At 65.7% G+C, this 14,426-nt stretch carries 14 protein-coding genes; 5 read left to right on the top strand and 9 right to left on the bottom strand.

The features are described 5' to 3' along the window. Window positions 1-159: 159 nt before the first annotated feature. The 5 genes from B0G38_RS15265 to B0G38_RS15245 are packed head-to-tail and all read right to left on the bottom strand — an operon-like array spanning window position 160 to window position 3,172. Window positions 160-762, bottom strand: a complete 603-nt coding sequence (locus B0G38_RS15265; RefSeq protein ID WP_264670192.1) for a DNA-3-methyladenine glycosylase I — start codon at window positions 760-762, stop codon at window positions 160-162. A gap of 33 nt (window positions 763-795) precedes the next feature. After that, complete coding sequence (locus tag B0G38_RS15260; protein WP_264670191.1) at window positions 796-1,470, bottom strand: alpha-ketoglutarate-dependent dioxygenase AlkB family protein; 675 nt, start codon at window positions 1,468-1,470, stop codon at window positions 796-798. Beyond that, window positions 1,467-2,084 carry a methylated-DNA--[protein]-cysteine S-methyltransferase gene (locus B0G38_RS15255; protein ID WP_264670190.1) on the bottom strand — a complete coding sequence of 206 codons (618 nt, stop codon included), beginning with the start codon at window positions 2,082-2,084 and terminating at the stop codon, window positions 1,467-1,469. The genes B0G38_RS15260 and B0G38_RS15255 overlap by 4 nt, the downstream gene beginning before the upstream one ends. Further along, complete coding sequence (locus B0G38_RS15250; protein WP_264670189.1) at window positions 2,081-2,629, bottom strand: RNA polymerase sigma factor; 549 nt, start codon at window positions 2,627-2,629, stop codon at window positions 2,081-2,083. Before B0G38_RS15250 ends, B0G38_RS15255 begins: the two co-directional genes overlap by 4 nt. Window positions 2,630-2,671: 42 nt before the next feature. Continuing rightward, window positions 2,672-3,172, bottom strand: a complete 501-nt coding sequence (locus B0G38_RS15245; protein ID WP_264670188.1) for a methylated-DNA--[protein]-cysteine S-methyltransferase — start codon at window positions 3,170-3,172, stop codon at window positions 2,672-2,674. Window positions 3,173-3,369: 197 nt separating this feature from the next. On the opposite strand from B0G38_RS15245, the gene B0G38_RS15240 reads away from it, so the two are divergent. Then, the gene (locus B0G38_RS15240) at window positions 3,370-4,410 is read left to right on the top strand and encodes an iron-siderophore ABC transporter substrate-binding protein (protein WP_264670213.1); all 1,041 of its coding nucleotides are present in this window, start codon (window positions 3,370-3,372) and stop codon (window positions 4,408-4,410) included. Between the two features lie 134 nt (window positions 4,411-4,544). Then, entirely contained in the window at window positions 4,545-5,768 is a 1,224-nt protein-coding gene (locus B0G38_RS15235; protein WP_264670187.1) for a CynX/NimT family MFS transporter, read from the top strand. Window positions 5,769-5,851: 83 nt separating this feature from the next. On the opposite strand, the gene B0G38_RS15230 is transcribed toward B0G38_RS15235, so the two are convergent. Further along, a complete protein-coding gene (locus B0G38_RS15230) occupies window positions 5,852-7,219 on the bottom strand; it encodes a short-chain fatty acid transporter (RefSeq protein WP_264670186.1) in 1,368 nt (455 codons plus the stop codon). 192 nt (window positions 7,220-7,411) lie between these two features. On the opposite strand from B0G38_RS15230, the gene B0G38_RS15225 reads away from it, so the two are divergent. Continuing rightward, window positions 7,412-8,497 (top strand): glutathione S-transferase family protein, encoded by a 1,086-nt coding sequence (locus tag B0G38_RS15225; protein WP_264670185.1) that lies wholly within the window; start codon window positions 7,412-7,414, stop codon window positions 8,495-8,497. Beyond that, complete coding sequence (locus tag B0G38_RS15220; protein ID WP_264670184.1) at window positions 8,494-9,270, top strand: gamma-glutamyl-gamma-aminobutyrate hydrolase family protein; 777 nt, start codon at window positions 8,494-8,496, stop codon at window positions 9,268-9,270. Before B0G38_RS15225 ends, B0G38_RS15220 begins: the two co-directional genes overlap by 4 nt. Window positions 9,271-9,292: 22 nt before the next feature. Here the strand turns inward: B0G38_RS15220 and B0G38_RS15215 are convergent, their stop codons facing one another. Continuing rightward, a complete protein-coding gene (locus tag B0G38_RS15215) occupies window positions 9,293-10,042 on the bottom strand; it encodes a MerR family transcriptional regulator (protein WP_264670183.1) in 750 nt (249 codons plus the stop codon). 159 nt (window positions 10,043-10,201) lie between these two features. On the opposite strand from B0G38_RS15215, the gene B0G38_RS15210 reads away from it, so the two are divergent. Then, the gene (locus B0G38_RS15210) at window positions 10,202-11,233 is read left to right on the top strand and encodes a DMT family transporter (protein WP_264670182.1); all 1,032 of its coding nucleotides are present in this window, start codon (window positions 10,202-10,204) and stop codon (window positions 11,231-11,233) included. A gap of 30 nt (window positions 11,234-11,263) precedes the next feature. Here the strand turns inward: B0G38_RS15210 and B0G38_RS15205 are convergent, their stop codons facing one another. Both B0G38_RS15205 and B0G38_RS15200 read right to left on the bottom strand, forming a co-directional pair. Then, window positions 11,264-12,355 carry a GTP pyrophosphokinase gene (locus tag B0G38_RS15205; RefSeq protein WP_264670181.1) on the bottom strand — a complete coding sequence of 364 codons (1,092 nt, stop codon included), beginning with the start codon at window positions 12,353-12,355 and terminating at the stop codon, window positions 11,264-11,266. A gap of 69 nt (window positions 12,356-12,424) precedes the next feature. Continuing rightward, complete coding sequence (locus B0G38_RS15200) at window positions 12,425-14,377, bottom strand: acyl-CoA dehydrogenase family protein (protein ID WP_264670180.1); 1,953 nt, start codon at window positions 14,375-14,377, stop codon at window positions 12,425-12,427. Window positions 14,378-14,426: the final 49 nt, after the last annotated feature.

Below are 14,426 nucleotides of genomic sequence, written 5' to 3'. Positions count from 1 at the left end.
GCCGGCCGGCAGATGCGGGCGCGTTCACCGGCATCTGCAATCATTGTGGCACGCGGCTGTCAGGTCCGTGATTCGGCCGGAAATTGTGACAGTTCCGCAATCCTGAATGGCTGGTGCGGAAGCGCGCTGCAGTTCTCCTGCCAGCGTGGGAGGCGGCTTTCAGCCCCAGACTCCGGAGCTGCCGCGCCGGTGGCTGTCCACTAGGTGGGTGTCGATCATGCCGATGGCTTCCATCAGCGCGAACATGGTGGTGGGTCCGACAAAGGCGAAGCCGCGCTTGCGCAAGGCCTTGGACAATGCGATGGACTCCGCGGATGTGGTGGGCACCTGCTCTATGTTTTGGGGTGCCGGGGTGGCATCCGGCTTGAAGGACCAGACAAACCCGTCCAGTCCGCCGTCCTCGCGCAGGGCGATGGTCGCCTTGGCATTGGTGATCGCGGCGGTGATCTTCGCGCGGTTGCGCACAATCCCTGCGTTCTGCATCAGGCGCTCGACCTCGGCGTCGCCGAAAGCAGCAACCGTGTCCGGATGAAAGTCTTTGAATGCCTCGCGGAAGGCGGGCCGCTTGCGCAGGATGGTGGCCCAGGACAGCCCGGCCTGGAATCCTTCCAGACTGATCCGTTCGTAGATGGCCTGCTCTCCGTGGACGGGCACGCCCCATTCGGTGTCGTAATAGTCGCGCAGCATCGGGTCCACGGCAGCCCACGCTGGCCGGGCCAGCCCGTCCTCGCACAGTACGACGCCGGAAGCGGTTTTTTCCATGGCTCGATTATCTCCTGCCGGTTCGGGTGCTCGTCAGGCCAGGCCAGTGACGCGCATGGTGAAGTTCAGCCGGCCCGATGCCAGTCCGCAGGCCGGATCGGCGGTGCCGGGATAAATCTTGGGTACACCGTGGTAGGCGAATCGGCTGGGACCACCGAAGACAAACAGGTCTCCGGAGCGGAGCCTGAGATCGGTGTACGGTTTGGTTCGCGTCTGGGTGTTGCCGAAGCGGAAGAGGCAGTCGTCTCCGACACTGAGGGACACCACGGGCAGGTCCGTTTCCTCGTCTTTGTCCTGGTGCATGCCCATTTTGGCCGTGTCTTCGTAGAAGTTGATGAGCGCAGTGTCGGGGTTATAGGTAGTGCTCGCGGACTCCGCCGCCCGAGGACCGTAGGCGTCCGCCAGCGCCCTGCGTCCCCACTCGGCCAACCACTCGGGGAACTCGAGCACCCGGCCGCCGCCGGCGTCCTCTGCCACGCGGGAATACTTGTAGGGCTGCCAGTGCCACCCCAGGCACACGGTTTGAACGCTCATCTCATGCCCGCCTGGCAGCTTGGCCGCGCGGAAGGGTACCGGCCCGCGTCCCCACGTGCGGCAGGCTTCCACCAGCTCGGCCTGTTGTTCCACGCTGAGCCAGCCGGGCACATGGACGGCGCCGGGAGCGACCTCCACGGGTTCCGCCGGGACAGGATCGAAGAGTGCGTTCACGCCGCTGCCTCCAGCGTGAGCAGGAGCTGCTTGGCAGCGGTGCCGCCCAGATAACCGCCGAAGCTGCCGTCGGAGCGCACCACGCGATGGCACGGAACGACGACCGGCAAGGGGTTGGTGCCACAGGCGGTGCCGACCGCGCGGACGGCCTTGGGACTGCCGGCGGCCGCGGCGACCTGGGCGTAGCTTTCGGTCTGGCCATAGGCGATCTGCGGCAGGTGGGCGAGCACCTCGCGGCGGAAACCTTTGGCCAGCCGCCAGTCCAGCGGCAGCTCGAACACCCGGCGGCGCCCGGCGAAATACTCGTCCAGTTGGCGCACCGCGGCCGCGAGCCGGGCGGGGGAGTGCAGGATCCGGGGGCTGATTTTGCCCGCCAGCTGCTCCAGCACGGCGTCATGGTTTTCCCGGTCGAAGGCGACACGGACCAGGCCCTGGTCGGTTGCGGCCAGCAGCAGTTTGCCGATAGGAGTGTCCATGGTTGTGTAGGACAAGTCCAGCAAGCCGGCTTCGGCGGCAGCGGCCGCCAGCCGGGTCTGAAGTGCGCGGAGCGCGGCAGGATCAACGGCCCGCAGCGGGGCCGGCAAGGCGGAGGATCCCGGTTCAACGGTGTTCATCGGGTCTCTCCTTTCGAAACGGAAATGCTGGCGGGAGCCGGCACGGAGCCGACCGGAAGGGGAACTGGAGCCACGGACGCTGCAGCCGGGGCCAGATAGGTCCGCCGGAGGTTCTTGATGCCGTCCGAGGCGGCCCGCCGGACTGCTTCCGGTGTTGAACCGGTGATAGCGGCAACCTCGCGGTGGGGCAGGCCGGCCAGATAGTGGTATGCGATGGCCTCGCGCTGCCGGTCCGGAAGCGCCTTCACTGCATCCCACAAATCCTGGTCCTCTTCCGGCGGATCTGCGGACGGACGTTCGGGCAGCTCTTCCATGGGCAGTGGATTGCGCGACCGTTTCCTGGTGACGTCAATGGCTTTGCGGTGCGCGATGGTCACCAGCCACGCCTCGGTATTGGCATCTTCGGGCAGCTCGGGGTAGGCCTTGAGGGCGGACAGGAACGTTTCGGACCAGGCATCCTCGGCCTCATCCGGTCCCAGTACGGCGCGGCAGACCCGCAGGACCATCGCGCCATGCTCGGTGACGAGCTGCTCGAAGGGTTTCATGCTGTGTAGACGCTGCCGGAGTTCATGATGTGAGGTTACGTCCTAGAAAAGTTTTGCGGCTTTGATCTCCACAGGCTCCTCCAGCTCAAGCAGGAACCTTTTGCGCTCGAGTCCGCCGGCATAACCCACCAGCCGGCCGTCTGCTCCGACAACCCGGTGGCACGGCACAATAATCGAGATCGGATTACGGCCATTGGCATTGCCGACGGCCTGGGCAAGATGCGTGTCACCGAGCTCCCGGGCGAGCTGTCCATAGGAGCGGGTCTGGCCGTACGGAATCCTCTGCAGCAAATCCCACACTTTCAGCTGGAAAGCGTCGCCCTTGGGATTCAGAGGCAGGTCGAACCCGGTGCGCTCGCCGGCAAAATACTCGGACAGCTGGCGTTTGGCTTCGATAAACTCCGCGTCCTCGCGGGGACCAAAGGCCTCGGTATCCGGCATCCGTTTATGGGCAGGAAAATACGCGCCGGTCAGGGACCCGGCGACTGCCACGAGGGTGAGCTCGCCGAGGGGCGTGTCGAGTACAGAGTGCACTGCAGGCATGGGGGCGCTCCTTCCACGAGACCATTATCTCCGATAGGCAAACGTGCTAGCCGACGGTTGTGTGAGATCCAGGAGCGGCCCGCAATAAATACGTAACGCGATTGTTTCTTATTCAATCGAAGCATAGGCTACCCTTACTTTTGTTCGTTACCTCTGAGCCGAGGAGTCCCATCGTGGCCCTTTCCCGTGTCCGCGGCATGCTTGCCGCAGCCGCCGTTGTTCTTCTGTCCGTATCCGCCTGTTCCACCGGTCCCGCCGATGGTTCCACAGGGGGTGAAACCGCCGCAGGGTCTTCGGACGCCTTCCCGGTGACCATTGAGCATGCCTTTGGCGAGACCGTCATCGAAGAGCAGCCCGAACGCGTGGCCACGGTTTCCTGGGTGAACGACGACGTAGCGCTGTCGCTAGGCGTCGTGCCGGTCGGAATGCCGGCAGTCGAGTGGGGTGGAAACGAGAATAAGTCCACGCCGTGGAAGGATGCCAAGCTTGAGGAACTCGGAGCTCCCATTGGTTCCGAGAAGGCCCCGGAGCAGTACTCCGAAGCCGATGGCATCGCCTTTGATGAGATTGCCGCGCTGACCCCGGATGTCATTCTGGCCGCCTACTCCGGACTGACCCAGGAAGACTACGACACCTTGAGCAAGATCGCTCCGGTGGTGGCTTATCCGGAACTGGCTTACGGCACGGACTGGCAGGACTCGACGATGATGATCGGCGAGGCGCTGGGCAAGACCGAGGAAGCCAAGAAGCTGGTCGCCGAGACCGAGCAGACCATCGATTCCGAGGCCTCCGAGTACCCGCAGCTGGCGGGCAAGTCGTTTATCTACGGCAATCTGGAGCCCGCCAAGGGTGACGGCGTCAACGTTTACACGATGAACGACAACCGTCCGAAGTTCCTCACCAGCATCGGCATGAAGCAGGCCGACGTCGTCACCAATGCCACCAGCGACTCCGGCGAGTTCTTTATCCCGTGGTCCGCCGAGAAGGCCAACGAGCTCGAATCCGACATCTTCGTCACCTGGGTGCCCGATGCCAAGACCAAGCAGCAGGTCATCGAGGACCCGTTGCTGAGCCAGATTCCCGCCGTCGAAGATAACGCGTTGGTTGCCGATTCGGACAACACCCTGACGCTGTCCATCTCAGCCGCATCCCCGCTGAGCCTGCCGTGGGCACTGGATCAGTTCCTGCCGATGCTCGGCGAAGCAGCCGACGCGGCGGAAGCCGCGGACACCAAATAACCCCGATACACGCAGCAGCATAAGGGCGCCCGGTCTGACCGGGCGCCCTTATGCTGCCCATCACATAGTCTTGTTGTGCCCGCATGCGGGCGGAGGTGCCAGCAAGACATAAGCACGACCAACGGGGTGGGGCAGTGGTGGATACGGTCAGCGGAGCGCGTCGGGCGCTGTCCAGCGGCATGCTCATCACCGGAGTGCTGCTGGTTGCCGCCAATCTGCGGCCGGTACTCACCAGCGTCGGGCCGCTGCTGGATCAGATCGGGGCCGACACCGGCCTGGGCGCGGCGGCGCTGGGGCTGCTGGCTGCCGTCCCGCTGCTGGCCTTCGGGGTCATTTCACCGCTGGCCCACGGGCTGAGCGAGAAGTTCGGGGTGGAGCGTACCGTTTTCACCGCGCTCCTGCTGCTCATCGCAGGCACCTTCCTGCGGCCGGCTCCCGGCAGCATCGTCAACCTCTGGCTGGGAACGTTCATTATCGGTGCGGCCATCGCCGTCGGCAATGTGCTGCTGCCTGCGATCCTCAAGCGGGACTTCCCGGACAAGATGGCCACGCTGACCGGCGCCTATTCCGCAGTGCTCGGTGGTATCGCTTCGCTCGGCGCAGGGCTCTCGGTGCCGCTGTCGCTGCTGCCAATTGACGACGGCGAACCGGCCGGTTGGCGCTTTGCCCTCGTCATTTACGTGGTGCTGACCATTCCGGCCGTGCTGGTCTGGCTGCCCCGGCTTCGGGTCCGCGCCAGCTCCGCCCAGGCCGAACGCAACGCCGCTGTGCCCGCGCCTGTCCGCGGATCCGTGTGGAGATCCGGGGTCGCCTGGCAGGTCACCCTGTATATGGGGCTGCAATCCATGGCGTTCTACATTCTGATCACGTGGCTGCCCACGCTGGAACGTTCACACGGCCGTGGGGATGTGGCCTCCGGCTGGGACCTGATGATGTTCCAGCTGATCGGCATCGTCTCCAGCCTCCTGACCCCGCTGATCCTGAAGGGGAAAAACCAGCGGTTCCCGGCTGCGTTGCCCCCGCTGCTGATTGTTGCCGGCGTGCTGGGAATCCTGCTCCTGCCCGGCGCCATGCTGCTGTGGGTTCTTGTTGCCGGGTTCGGCTGCGGCAGCTCGTTGGTGACGGCCTTGGCGCTGTTCGGACTGCGCACCCGCACGCACCGGGAAGCCAGCGCACTTTCGGGCATGGCCCAGTCCATCGGCTATCTGCTGGCAGCCGCCGGGCCGCCGCTCTTCGGCGGACTGTTCGCCGCCACCGGCCAGTGGGAAGCTTCGCTGATCCTGCTGTGCCTGGTTTCCGCGGCGCAGGCCGTGACCGGCCTGTACGCCGGCAGGGACAGGTTCGCCTTCACCGGCTGAATCCGGCTCCGCGGCACCGGGCTGCGTACCCCGGCAGCGGATCCCGGCAGCCGGACAGGCTCCCGGGATCCGGCGCAGGCTGCTCAGCCGGCCCCGACGATCAGCAGGGTCGCGGAGAACACCAGTCCGGACGCGATCAGCGTGATGACGGTGTAGCCGAGGATGTCCCGCATTTTCAGCCCGGCGATGGCCAGCAGCGGCAGTGCCCAGAACGGCTGGATCATGTTGGTCCACTGGTCGCCGTAGGACACGGCCATGATGGCTACCGCCGGATCCACGTCGAGCCGGGCAGCGGCGTCGAGCATGATAGGTCCCTGGACCGCGAACTGGCCGCCGCCGGAAGGAACGAAAAAGTTCACCAGCCCGGCGGAGAGCAGGGCGAGGAAGCCGAAGGTCTGCGGGGTGGAAACGTTCACGAAGAAGTCGGACAGCACAGTGATCAGCCCGGTGGCGGTCATGATGCCCATGATGCCGGCGTAGAGCGGGAACTGGAGCAGGATGTCACCCACGTTGGACGCGGCGTTCTTGATCAACGCAATCAGCTCAAACGGGTTGCGCACCAGCAGGAAGATCAGCGTCAGGAAGGACCAGTTCACAATATCCAGGGTCAGCGTACCGCCCTGGCTGAAGTGGATCACCAGGTAGGCCACCAGCGCCACTCCGACCACCAGGGTCAGAATACGGCTGGCGTCCACGCGGTCGGCCGGCGTGACCACCTCGTCGCCCAGATCCGCCTCGCCCTCGCGGGCATCCACGGCAAGTTCCACGATCTTGTCATCGCCGCGCGGCGCTACCAGGGCCAGCGCGCCGCCGACCACGATCACGGTGGCCACCGCGGCGAGGATGTTCCAGAGCGAGAACGTTGTTTCGCTGACCGGGATGGTGCGGCCGATCTGCTCAGCCAGGAAGGATCCCTCGGTGGCGGCGGTCAGCGGGCCGGAACCGGAGTAGCCCATATGCCAGACCACAAAGCCGGAGAAAGCTGCCGCCACCAGCATCGGGAAGTGCAGCCGCACGCCTTTGGCCCGCAGCTGGGCCGCAACCTCCTTGGCTAGCAGCGCGCCTACCACCAGGCCGAGTCCCCAGGTGATCAGGGAGGCGATCGCCGCGATGACAAAAACGAACACATAGGCCTGGACCGGGCTGCGCGGCAGGCCGCCCAGGAACGAGAGCAGTTTTCGGACCGGCCGCGTATTGGCCAAGGTGTGGCCCAGCAGCAGGATCAGCGCCATCTGCGTCATGAAGGCCAGCAGGCCGGACAACCCGTCGCCCCAGCCCTTGATGACCTCGACCGGCCCGGCGTCGGTGAGGATCAGGGCCATGATCGCCACGACCACGCTCAGCACGATCGCGAAGACCAGGGCACTGGGAATGTACCGCTCCACCAGCGAATTGACCGGACGCATGAAAGCGGAGACCGGATTTCTGCCCTTGCTGCTAACGGATGACATGGAAACCTCCTGCGTAGTGACGTCGTCGTCGGCGCGTAGGGCGCCAATTAGTTGCCTTAGACCCTTACCATAGCGACGAGTGTCACATTTGCGCGGGATCTCGGGGGGATCCCGGATACAACACGGCCATCCGGATGCGGCAAATTCCGGTCGCCATGGAAGCTCGTGCCGGTAGCGGGATAGGCTGAAACCATGAGCCAGACGAGCGCGCGCACCGAAAACTCAGCCCCAGCCAGCGAGTACAGCACCAAGGGTGCCTACGTCCACACCGGCGAAGAGTTCACCCGGGACACCCATTACATCGAGGACCGGATTGTCCGCGGCGGGGACAACCCCAACGAGGGCCGCTGGCCGGTGGAGCCCGGCCGCTACCGCCTGGTTGCCGCGCGCGCCTGCCCCTGGGCCAACCGGACCATCATTGTCCGCCGTCTGCTGGGGCTCGAGGACGTTCTTTCCATCGGCATGCCCGGCCCCACCCATGATGCGCGCAGCTGGACCTTCGACCTGGACGACGGCGGCAAGGACCCGGTCCTGGGCATCGAGCGCCTGCAACAGGCCTACTTCAAGCGCTTCCCGGACTACCCGCGTGGCATTACGGTTCCCGCCGTCGTCGATATTGCCTCCGGGGCTGTGGTGACCAACAACTACCCGCAGATCACGCTGGACTTCGCCACCGAGTGGACGGAGTTCCACCGCGAGGGCGCCCCGGACCTCTACCCGGAGCACCTGCGCGAGGAGATGGCCGAGGTAAACAAGCGGGTGTTCACCGAGGTCAACAACGGCGTCTACCGCTGCGGTTTCGCCGGTTCGCAGGAGGCTTATAACAAGGCCTACCAGCGGCTCTGGACCGCGATGGACTGGCTCGAGGAGCGCCTCACCACCCGCCGCTACCTGATGGGGGAGACCATTACCGAAGCGGACGTGCGCCTCTTCACCACGCTGGTGCGTTTTGATCCGGTCTACCACGGCCACTTCAAGTGCAACCGGAACAAGCTCACGGAGATGCCCGCGCTCTGGGGCTATGCCCGCGATCTGTTCCAGACGCCCGGTTTCGGCGACACGATCGACTTTGAGCAGATCAAGCAGCACTACTACATCGTCCACGAGGACATTAACCCCACGCGGATCGTCCCGCAGGGCCCGGACCTCGCCAATTGGCTGAGCGAGCACGGCCGGGAGTCCCTCGGCGGCCGCCCCTTCGGCAACGGCACGGCCCCGGGACCGGTCCGCGACGCGGAGCGGGTGAGCGCCGGGCACAACCCCCTCTACCCGGCATGAACAACGACGGCGGTGCCTCCGCCCAGACGCAGCTGCGGCCGAGGATTGCGGTCAGCTACGCTCAGGACGCGGCCTCCCATCCGGCGTGGTTCTCCGAGGTGCTGGCGAATCTGGCCCGCCGCGCCGTGGCCGGCCTGGATGCCACCGGGGCCAACGCCGTCGTTATCAACGCCTCTTCCGGGCACGTGTTCACCGCCAAGGATTACGACGGCGTGCTCATTCTCGGCGGGGGAGACGTAGATCCTGCGCGGTATGGCGGCAATGCCGATGAGCCTACGGTGCATTGTGTCGACACGGTGGCGGATGAAGCCGAGATCGACCTGGTCATCGGCGCCGTGGAGAACGGCCGGCCCGTCCTCGGGATCTGCCGCGGGCTGCAGCTCGTCAACGTGGCCTTCGCCGGTTCCCTGACCGAAGACCTGGGACCGGAGTCCCTCCACAAGATCCATCAGGAACGGCCGCCGATGGCCACCCACCCGGTGGCGGTCGGCCGCGGAACCTTGCTGGCCGGAGCGCTCGGCCCGGGCGAAACGATGGTCCGGTCCGGGCACCACCAGGCAGTGCGCCGGCTCGGCGACCGGCTCCGTGTGGTGGCGGCCGCCCCTGACGGCGTAGTGGAAGCGGTGGAATTGGCGCGCCGTGACGAGGGCTGGCTGCTTGCCGTGCAGTGGCATCCCGAGGCCGAAGGCACCCCTGAAGGGCAGCTTGAGGCTTTGCTGGAAGCCTTCGTCACTGCCTGCCGGGAGCGGATAGAACCACCCGGACCCGGCTGAGCTGAGCACTTGAGCTACCGGGCTATGTGGCCAGGTGGCGGTCCGCGTAGATTTTCATGGCGTCCCGAACGAATCCGGCACCGGTCTCGCCGCCGTAGTTCGCGCCGAAGCGGGGGTCTGCCACATACATCTCGCCCAGTCCGGTGAAGTACCCGTAGGAGATTTCCTGGCCGCCATTCGCACTGGCAAGCCAATCGAGCTGCCGCTGGGCCAAGGCCTGGGCTTCATCGCTGTCGGCCGGGATGCCTGATGCCGCGGCGGCGGTCCAGGCCGCCATAAGGTCCTTCGTCCGGTCTATCCAGGTCGTGCGTTCGCCCGAACTCAGGCCGCGCCACCACTGATCGCCCTTTGCATAGGCCTCTGCGCCCCAGCGTTCTTCGACCTCCTCTTTGTACTTCGTGTGGTCGAAACCATCGAACATTTCGTCAGCCATCAGCTGCTCGCCTCTCTCCGTCTTGTTGATTGTTGACTGGACCGACACGATCTGGCGTTCGATCCGGTCCCGTTCCTGAACCAGGATTTCCAGGTGTCCGCGCAGGGCGGTGGTCGTTTCGGTACGGCCGCGCACTACCTTGGCAATCTCCGGCAGGCCTAAACCCAGCTGGCGCAGCAGCAGGATGCGCTGCAGCGTCAGCAAGGAGCCGTCGTCGTAATAGCGGTACCCGTTGTGGCCGATACGGCTGGGTTCCAGCAGGCCGATGTCCTGATAGTGGCGCAGCGTCCTGCTGGTGGTGCCGGCGGCCCTGGCGACCTCCTGAATGGACCATTCCATGCGACGGCCTCCCTTCTGCCTTTTTCATGTCCTTCACTATCCGTGTTGACGCAACGTCAAGGTCAAGGCCCCCGGTAGCTCAGCCGCCTTCCGGAAAATTCAGCCCGAATTTCCCGCGCGCTGGCTCTGGCAGAGACGCATGGGGCTACGATCGACAGCGTGACCAGACGCCGTGATAGCAGTGCTGCAGCCGAGGCCGCGGCGCCTCATGGTTCCGGGCCCGCCCACTCGGACATTCGTGTGCCGGCAGCGCTGGCTTTGCTCCTGGCTGTGTTCGGCGGCGTTGGGCTGGCGGTGCAGGGACGGATCAACAGCGAGCTGGGCGTGCAGTTGCAGGACCGGATCGGTGCCGCCCTGATCAGCTTCGGCACCGGATTCATCGCCGTGCTGGTGTTCGCTACGGTTCTGCCGTCCGCGCGCGTCCGCCTGCGCCGGGTGCCCAGCCTGTTCCGGCAACGGCGGTACCCGCCGTGGTACCTGCTGGCCGGACTGATCGGGGCGTTCTATGTTTTCACGCAGACCGTCGCTGTGGGGCCCATCGGCCTCTCGCTGTTCACGATCGCCGTGGTCACCGGGCAGCTGGCCTCGGGCCTGGTAGTCGACCGGCTGGGACTCGGCTCGGGCAAGAAGATTCCGGTCAACGGCGTCCGAGTTACAGGTGCGGTGCTGGCACTGGCGGCAGCGGTGACGGCGGCGTTGCCGCATTTCGGAAACTCCCTGAGCACCGGGCTGCTGGTACTGCTCATGCTGCTGCCGCTGGCGGCCGGGCTGATGCAGAGCGTGCAGCAGGGCATGCTGGGGCAGATCGCCACCGTGCATGGCAGCCCGGTCATCTCCACCTTGTTCAATTTCGGCACCGGCACGGTGGCACTGCTGGCAGTCTGGACAACCCAAGCCTTGATCAGCGGGCAAACCGGACTCCTGACCCCGCAATGGTGGCTGTATACGGGCGGGCCGCTGGGAACGCTGGTGCTGGGCGCTGCCACGCTCAGCGTCGCCAATACCGGTGTTTTGTTGACCAGCCTGGCCATGATTGGCGGGCAGTTGGTGGGCTCGCTGGTCCTGGACATCTTCTGGCCCACGGCCGGAAGCCTCGTCGGCGCGGCAACCATCGCCGGCATCGTGCTGACATCGTTGGCGCTGGTCATCGCCTCCCGGCCGTGGCGAGGGAAAGGGCGGGCACGCCGATAGCGGAGCGGCCCCGGCAAGGTGCCTGGCCGGCTAGCTGGTAGAACGGAATGTTTCCATCTGCCGGTGCCGCCGCAGCAGGCTCTCCCGCCGGTGGTTGTCGTCGCCAGCGGTCAGTTCAATGTGGCGCTTGCCGAACCGCCACAGCAGCACGTCGTCGAGCAGCCGGTCAGGACCGGGGGAGTAACGGTGTTCCAGCGCCTCGCGGACCGAAGTAATCACCGCAGCCTGGAGCAGGTCGACAAGATCAGTGGTGGTCTTCAACCCGTGTGCGGCCAGGAGTTCGGCCGCCCAGCCCCAATCGTCGTCGGACTTGCGGTCCACATGGGGCAGCAGTGTCTGCCAGACCTCGCGGATCCGCCGAGGTGTCAGCGGCGCGGCACCTTCACCCTCTTCATCCCAATAGCCGGTAACCGTCTCGTAGCGCTCATACAGCTCCGAGAAGGTGGATTCCACTGCCTCGAGCATCGCTGCCGTGGCGGTGAACTGCCGGTCCAAATAGGGACTCCATGCCCGCGGGTCGGAGGCTTTGAAACGGATATCGTGCTCAATTTCGGACCAGGCATGGGCCAGGATGGTGCGGATCTGGACCTCGAACACATGGCTGCCGTTGGGCCTGGCAGGTTCGCCAAGCACCTCCTGGAAGCGCTTCACTGCAGGATTTTGGATGGTGCGGATGAGCAGGTGCCTGCTGGAATAGCCGTACGTTCCGGACTCGATCGAGCCGATGTCCTTCTCCCGGTCTGCGCGGATGTCGAATTCGCTGCGCTGACGTTTGATCTGGCTGGCCGCTTCGCGGATCTCATGCGGCAGACTGACGATCACCCGAACACCGACCATGTCATGCATATCTCGCAGCGGATCAGGATATTCGAGGCTCGGGGCATCCCCGGCGACGGCTGGTTGCAGCGTGCGCGAAGCCTTTTCCCGGAACGAGTCGACGGTCTTGGTCCGTGCCGTGACGAACAGCGGCTTCAGCTCCGTCTCCTTGAAGATGTCCCGGATGGTCGTCTGCACCTCGCGCGTGACGGCCTCAAGCTCGGGGCGCACCCGTTCGAACTGACGAGTGCTGGCTTCAACGGCCGGACGCAGCTCATCATCCAGCCGGTCCCAATGCGTTCCCATAATCGGCTCCTCGGGCGTGCGGCAGTGCAGGGTGCTGCACCACGAACAACCTACCAAGTCCTCCGGTGCCTACCGGTACTTGCGGTGCTGGTCTTCCTTTGTGGAGGGCCCATCGGAAGGCTCGGAGATCCACGGTCCGGTTCCTTCGGACGGATCAATGACGCCGCGCTCCAGCCAGACGTAGTCGCCGTCCAACACCTTCCCGGCCAGACGCCGGTCCGCGGCGTCCGAGTTCCGCCATAGCTCGGTGAACAGCTGCCGGACGCGCTCGCGGGACTGCAGGCAGAAGGCATCCGCCAGCTCGTAGGCGCTCTTTCCCTCGGCAGGGTCCTGGCTGCGCAGCAGTTCCGCCCTGCTGCAGACGGCCGCCATGGCAAAGAGCTCCGCGCCGATATCCACGATCCGGCCCAGGAAGACTTGCCGGTGTTCCAGCTTGGCCTGCCAGCGGCCCATGCCGGCGAAGGTGTGGCGGGCGAGCTTCCGCGAGGACCGCTCGACGAACCGCAAGTGCCCGGCCAGCCGGCCGAACCCGCCGTACGAAGTGGGGTTCATTCCCTGGCCGGCCAGCAGTTGCGGCAGCCAGCGGGCGTAGAAGCCACTGGCTCCGATGGCAGCCCGGGCCTTGGCTGCCAGATCCGCGTCCGCGGAGGCAAGGTCACCGGCAGCGGCGAGATGGGCGTCCACGGCCTCGCGGGCAATGAGCAGGTGCATGATTTCGGTGGACCCCTCGAAGATGCGGTTGATCCGCATGTCCCGCAGTTGCTGCTCGGCCGGTACGGCCCGCTCGCCGCGGGCGGCCAGGGAGGCAGCGGTCTCGAAGCCGCGTCCGCCGCGGATCTGTACCAGCTCGTCTGCAACCTTGTAGGCCATTTCGCTGGACCAGAGCTTGGCCAGCGCCGCCTCGATCCGTACGTCCTTCATGCCGGCGTCTGCCAGCGCCGCCGACAGTTCAAAGACCGACTCCAGGGCAAACGCGGTGGCGGCGATGAAGGCTATCTTCTTTCCCACGGCCTCGTGGCGGCCCACCGGGCGGCCCCACTGGACCCTCGCGTTGGACCACTCGCGGGCGATCTTCAGCGACCACTTCCCGGACGCCGCGCAGAGGGCCGGCATGGCCAGCCGCCCGGTGTTCAGCGTGGTCAGCGCGATCTTCAGGCCCTTGCCTTCGCCGCCCAGTCTGTTGGCCGCCGGCACCTTGACATTGTCGAAGCGGGTCAGCCCGTTTTCGATACCCCGCAACCCCATGAAGGCGTTGCGGTTTTCCACCGTGATGCCGGCCGCGTCCGCCTCGACGACGAAGGCGGAAATGCCGCCCGGTCCGCCGTCGTGCGCCGGAACCTTGGCCATGACCACAACGAGCTCGGCGATGACCCCGTTGGTGGTCCAGAGCTTGCTGCCGTTGATGACGTACGATTCGCCGTCGTCGGTGGGGGTTGCCGTGGTGCCGAGCCGGGCCGGATCCGACCCGACATCGGGCTCGGTGAGCAGGAACGCCGAGACCGCACCGGCAGCGCACCGGGGCAGGAAACGCTGTTTCTGGTCCTCGCTGCCGAAGACCTTGACGGGCTCCGGCACGCCGATGGACAGGTGCGCCGAGAACAGGGCGCCGAGACTCGGATGCACGGATCCCAGCAGCATCAGCGCGCGGCCGTAGTAAGTCAGGGACAGGCCCAGACCGCCGTACTCCACCGGGATTTTCATGCCGAAGGCGCCGAGTTCCGCCAGCTCCGCCAGATACTCGTCCGGGATCTTCGCGTCGCGTTCGATCCGGGCGCCATCCATGGTCCGCGCGTACATTTCCAGCTGTGCCAGGAAGGCATCCCCGGCTGCCGCATCCTCGGGCGCGGGCACCGGGTGCGGGTGGATGAGGTCCATCTCGAAGCGGCCCAAGTAGAGGCTCTTGGCAAAGCTCGGCCGCGTCCATTCCGCCTCGCGGGCGGCCTCGGCCACAGCGCGTGCATCGCGCTCCGTGACGCCGGCGCTTTGGCTGGTGGGTAGGTGTTGTTCAGTTCCGGTACTCATGGCAGTCCCCTTTGACCAGGGTCTGCCGCAGGCCGGAGACCCTTTAGCT

The organism is Crystallibacter permensis (assembly GCF_025960875.1).
GTDB classification, from domain to species: Bacteria; Actinomycetota; Actinomycetes; order Actinomycetales; family Micrococcaceae; genus Crystallibacter; species Crystallibacter permensis.
This window is presented reverse-complemented; position numbering and strand designations above follow the sequence as displayed.

What these genes read in the sequence shown, in the direction of transcription:
- B0G38_RS15265 (WP_264670192.1), bottom strand. Translation starts at nt 762, where the DNA reads ATGGAAAAAACCGCTTCCGGCGTCGTACTGTGCGAGGACGGGCTGGCC.
- B0G38_RS15255 (WP_264670190.1), bottom strand. Translation starts at nt 2,084, where the DNA reads ATGAACACCGTTGAACCGGGATCCTCCGCCTTGCCGGCCCCGCTGCGG.
- B0G38_RS15250 (WP_264670189.1), bottom strand. Translation starts at nt 2,629, where the DNA reads ATGAAACCCTTCGAGCAGCTCGTCACCGAGCATGGCGCGATGGTCCTG.
- B0G38_RS15245 (WP_264670188.1), bottom strand. Translation starts at nt 3,172, where the DNA reads ATGCCTGCAGTGCACTCTGTACTCGACACGCCCCTCGGCGAGCTCACC.
- B0G38_RS15240 (WP_264670213.1), top strand. Translation starts at nt 3,370, where the DNA reads ATGCTTGCCGCAGCCGCCGTTGTTCTTCTGTCCGTATCCGCCTGTTCC.
- B0G38_RS15230 (WP_264670186.1), bottom strand. Translation starts at nt 7,219, where the DNA reads ATGTCATCCGTTAGCAGCAAGGGCAGAAATCCGGTCTCCGCTTTCATG.
- B0G38_RS15225 (WP_264670185.1), top strand. Translation starts at nt 7,412, where the DNA reads ATGAGCCAGACGAGCGCGCGCACCGAAAACTCAGCCCCAGCCAGCGAG.
- B0G38_RS15220 (WP_264670184.1), top strand. Translation starts at nt 8,494, where the DNA reads ATGAACAACGACGGCGGTGCCTCCGCCCAGACGCAGCTGCGGCCGAGG.
- B0G38_RS15215 (WP_264670183.1), bottom strand. Translation starts at nt 10,042, where the DNA reads ATGGAATGGTCCATTCAGGAGGTCGCCAGGGCCGCCGGCACCACCAGC.
- B0G38_RS15205 (WP_264670181.1), bottom strand. Translation starts at nt 12,355, where the DNA reads ATGGGAACGCATTGGGACCGGCTGGATGATGAGCTGCGTCCGGCCGTT.
- B0G38_RS15200 (WP_264670180.1), bottom strand. Translation starts at nt 14,377, where the DNA reads ATGAGTACCGGAACTGAACAACACCTACCCACCAGCCAAAGCGCCGGC.